We start from the raw sequence: 299 nt of genomic DNA, 5'->3' as shown, positions 1-299 counted from the left end.
ATCCTGCAGTTGGCCATCGGTCATGCGTACCTGACGCTGGCAACGCTGTGCCAGTTGTGGGTCGTGAGTCACCAGCACCAGCGTGGTGCCGTAGTCAGCGTTCATCTGGAATAACAAATCTTCAATCTGTTTGCCGGTGGCGCGATCCAGATTACCGGTAGGCTCATCAGCAAACAGAATATCCGGCTGACCCGCAAAGGCCCGCGCCAGCGCCACCCGTTGTTGCTCCCCCCCCGACAACTGGCTGGGGTAATGACTGATACGATGACCCAGACCAACGCTGTCCAGCAACGATTTTG

The 299-nt window shown here is 57.5% G+C and carries 1 protein-coding gene; it reads right to left on the bottom strand.

What is annotated here, in order from left to right; translation table 11 throughout:
- A partial coding sequence (locus tag Q4563_RS18735) for an ABC transporter ATP-binding protein (protein ID WP_303605588.1) occupies positions 1 to 299 on the bottom strand: 299 nt, incomplete at both ends.

Source organism: Gilvimarinus sp. 1_MG-2023 (assembly GCF_030548285.1).
The sequence above is the reverse complement of the archived record's forward strand: the minus strand, read 5'-3'. Positions and strand labels throughout refer to the sequence as shown.